Raw genomic sequence first — 3,189 nt, forward strand, 5'->3', positions numbered from 1 at the left:
GCAGTTAGCAGTTAGCAGTTAGCAGTTAGCTACTGCATGGGTGAAAATAATCGTTGGTATGTTTTATAGGCGTACTCGTCGGTCATTCCACTCAAATAATCGCAAATTATACGCATCCCTTGGTTTTGCTTTTGCGCTTCTATATATTGCGCTTGTGTTGTTTCGGGCAATAAGCGCAGCGGATCGCTCGCAAACGCGGTAAATAACTCTATTAGTAAGTTTTGACCTTTGAACTCTATTTGCTGCATTTCGGGGTCGCGTATTAAACGTTGAAACACAAAATGCTTCAGTATTTGCAATACGCTTTCGTATTGGGCATCTAATTTCGCGGTGTACTTTAAAATAGGGCATTCAAAGTTATCGTTTTGAATATCCAAATGTATATGAATAATAAAGGTATTAACCAGCTCACCTATGGCATCTTTTCGCTCATAATCATTTTTTGAAAACAAGCGCTGGGTCAGCGATTCAAGCATGGTGTTTAACCAGTCAAAGTTAAGTGCTTTTAAATGAGGTAAAGCATGAGTTTGCCAATCGTCTAATGTGAGTACGTGAGTTGCTATGGCATCTTCTAAGTCGTGTACTGCGTATGCTATATCGTCGGCATGCTCCATTATGGCGCTGTCGAGCGATTTATAGGTTGTTTTAGCGCGGTACTTATCAATTGCAGCGTGGTTGCCAAGCAACGTTTTATCGTTTTGACTCAGTGGTTCTACTATCCAATTGAATATGGTTGCATCGTCGTTGTATAACCCTTTGGCAGGTCGCCAATCATCAGCTTTAATAAATGCACGGCCTGTTGTTGCATCGGGAATGGTATGCCAAAGCGTATTAATAAACGCGGGGTATTTTATAAATCCTAATAAAGTACGACGAGTTAGGTTCATACCGTGGCCATTACTGTAAGGCTCAAGTTTTGCAACTATGCGTAGTGTTTGTGCGTTACCTTCAAAACCACCGTGATCGCGCATCATGTAATTTAGCGCTATTTCACCACCATGGCCAAAAGGCGGATGGCCAATATCGTGCGCCAAGCACAATGTTTCGAGCAATCCAGTTGATGGAAAGTGCGTAAAGTCGCTATGTTGCGCTTTTAAATGGCGCAATATGCCGGTACCAATTTGCGACACTTCTAAAGAGTGAGTAAGGCGAGTGCGGTAAAAGTCGTTTAGGCCAATACCCATAATTTGGGTTTTAGCTTGCAAACGCCTAAATGCAGCTGCATGAATAATACGCGAACGATCGACCTGCCACGGCGAGCGGTTATCGTTAGGACGATGTTTATATTGCTCTATTATTCGGCTTTGCCATTGTTTATCCATACTGCTTACTCACACATAGTTAATATTATTAAACTTTGCTCAGTATACCCATGGACTTATAAATTGCGAATGAACAAATGCACTACATAGGCTATGTTTTATCTAAAACCCAAATACACTGCTGAAAATTCAACCGTAAAAGGTCATCAAACCCCAGTTATTCGCGTTTATAAAGTGGCTTAGGTATAATGCGCCTTCGTATGCTTGTGTATTAACCATGCATAGTTGTTGTTTCAAAGAGAGAATACATGCTAAAAACGATTTTTAAGCTTTTACTAACCGTGTTTTTTGTATGGGCGCTTGCATATCCGTTTATACAAAATGATGATGTTGAGCTAGATGAACAAACGTCAGAACAACCAAAAAAAGTGAAGAAAAAAGAAAAACCATTACATAATGTAAAACTGCCAAAGTTTTCAGAATTTAGTGATGTTAAAGAAAAAAAACATGCATTTTTTAGCTTTATTCGTCCGCACGTTGAAGCCGAAAACAAAAAAATATTACAGCAACGCGCTAAGCTTGAAATAGCACGCATGATGCTACAAAACGAATTACCTTTAGAAAAAAAGCAAAGCAAAGATATTGCAGCAATATTAAAGTCGTACGGCTTACCAACCACCATTGATACGCTAATACTTACGCAAGCACTACGCCGTGTTGATATAATTCCTAAAGAATTAGCGCTTATGCAAGCTGCAAATGAATCTGCGTGGGGCACATCGCGTTTTGCACGTATTGGCCTTAACTTTTTTGGTCAGTGGTGTTACACAAAAGGTTGTGGCATGGTACCAAAACGCCGTAATACTGGAGCTGCACACGAAGTTGCTGCGTTTAAATCGGTGAGAGCTGCTATAAACTCTTATTTTAAAAACATAAATACGCATCCTGCTTATAAAGATTTGCGCGCAATACGTGAAAACTTACGTCTTGAGCAAAAACCAATTTTAGCGACTGAACTTACACATGGTTTAATGTCTTACTCTGAGCGCGGTGAAGCGTATATAGAAGAGCTAAACACGATGATTAGCCAAAATAGAGCCTACTTTGATGAATAAATACATTTTTAATTGCACCAACGCCATTGCGTTAGTGCTGCTGGGCATGAGTGCATTTAATGTTAATGCAAGAGAATTTGTTATGTCGTATGACGGTTTTTATGACCGATTAAAAGTTGTTAACAAAGGCGACTTCCAATATGCGCGAGTTAATTTTTATATAAGTGATATAGCAACTAATGAAGCGTGTGCCATTAAAAGCGGCACTATTTTAACTGAAAGAAACGAGTACCCACTTAACTTTACAGATAAAGCACAATTACTATTACCGTTCGATAAGCAACTTGATACAGATAAAGCCGTTATTGTGGTGCAGCCACAAAATCCAGATCATGATTGCCAATTAAAACTTCAAATAGAAGCAAACGAACTTGAAGATTTAACGTTTTCAAAGCAGTCGTTATATACCATTAACGAAGAACTTGATGAGCTGTTAACTGATTTATCGGGCTTTTTTGTAAGTAAATTAATGTGGTTTTTATTACCAGAGCAAAAGGGCGTGGCGGTTACATTTAAAAGCCCAATGCAATTTGATGATAAGAGCATAACGTGTGAAAAGTCTGTGTGTTATTTTGCAGTTAAAGATAGCTGGGAAGATGATACCGCGTCACTTGGCGATATATCGCAGGTTATTAAAGTAACGCCTTGGATTGTTAAGTAGCTCACATATAAAAAGCGGCATTTAGCCTAATGCCGATCAGTTAAGAAAATGACCGGTTGACCGATCCAAACGATCATGCAAAATCCGTAGTTAGGAAACTAACTACGGATTTTTTTGTGAATATAGAACAAGCACTGCAAGCAACACTTGA

At 39.1% G+C, this 3,189-nt stretch carries 3 protein-coding genes; 2 read left to right on the forward strand and 1 reads right to left on the reverse strand.

All coding sequences use genetic code 11. The annotated features are described in order from the left end of the window. Window positions 1–29 precede the first annotated feature (29 nt). Window positions 30–1,322: an anti-phage deoxyguanosine triphosphatase gene (locus H5087_RS19945; protein ID WP_182673139.1), complete on the reverse strand. Its 1,293-nt coding sequence runs from the start codon at window positions 1,320–1,322 to the stop codon at window positions 30–32. A gap of 248 nt (window positions 1,323–1,570) precedes the next feature. Here H5087_RS19945 and H5087_RS19950 point away from each other — a divergent pair, with 248 nt between their 5' ends. Both H5087_RS19950 and H5087_RS19955 read left to right on the forward strand, forming a co-directional pair. Then, on the forward strand, window positions 1,571–2,377 hold the full coding sequence (locus H5087_RS19950; RefSeq protein ID WP_024606443.1) for a glucosaminidase domain-containing protein: 807 nt from the start codon (window positions 1,571–1,573) through the stop codon (window positions 2,375–2,377). Beyond that, window positions 2,370–3,038 carry a DUF2987 domain-containing protein gene (locus H5087_RS19955; RefSeq protein WP_259397801.1) on the forward strand — a complete coding sequence of 223 codons (669 nt, stop codon included), beginning with the start codon at window positions 2,370–2,372 and terminating at the stop codon, window positions 3,036–3,038. Before H5087_RS19950 ends, H5087_RS19955 begins: the two co-directional genes overlap by 8 nt. Window positions 3,039–3,189 lie beyond the last annotated feature (151 nt).

Source organism: Pseudoalteromonas sp. SR43-7, assembly GCF_014163785.1.
Taxonomy (GTDB): domain Bacteria; phylum Pseudomonadota; class Gammaproteobacteria; order Enterobacterales; family Alteromonadaceae; genus Pseudoalteromonas; species Pseudoalteromonas distincta.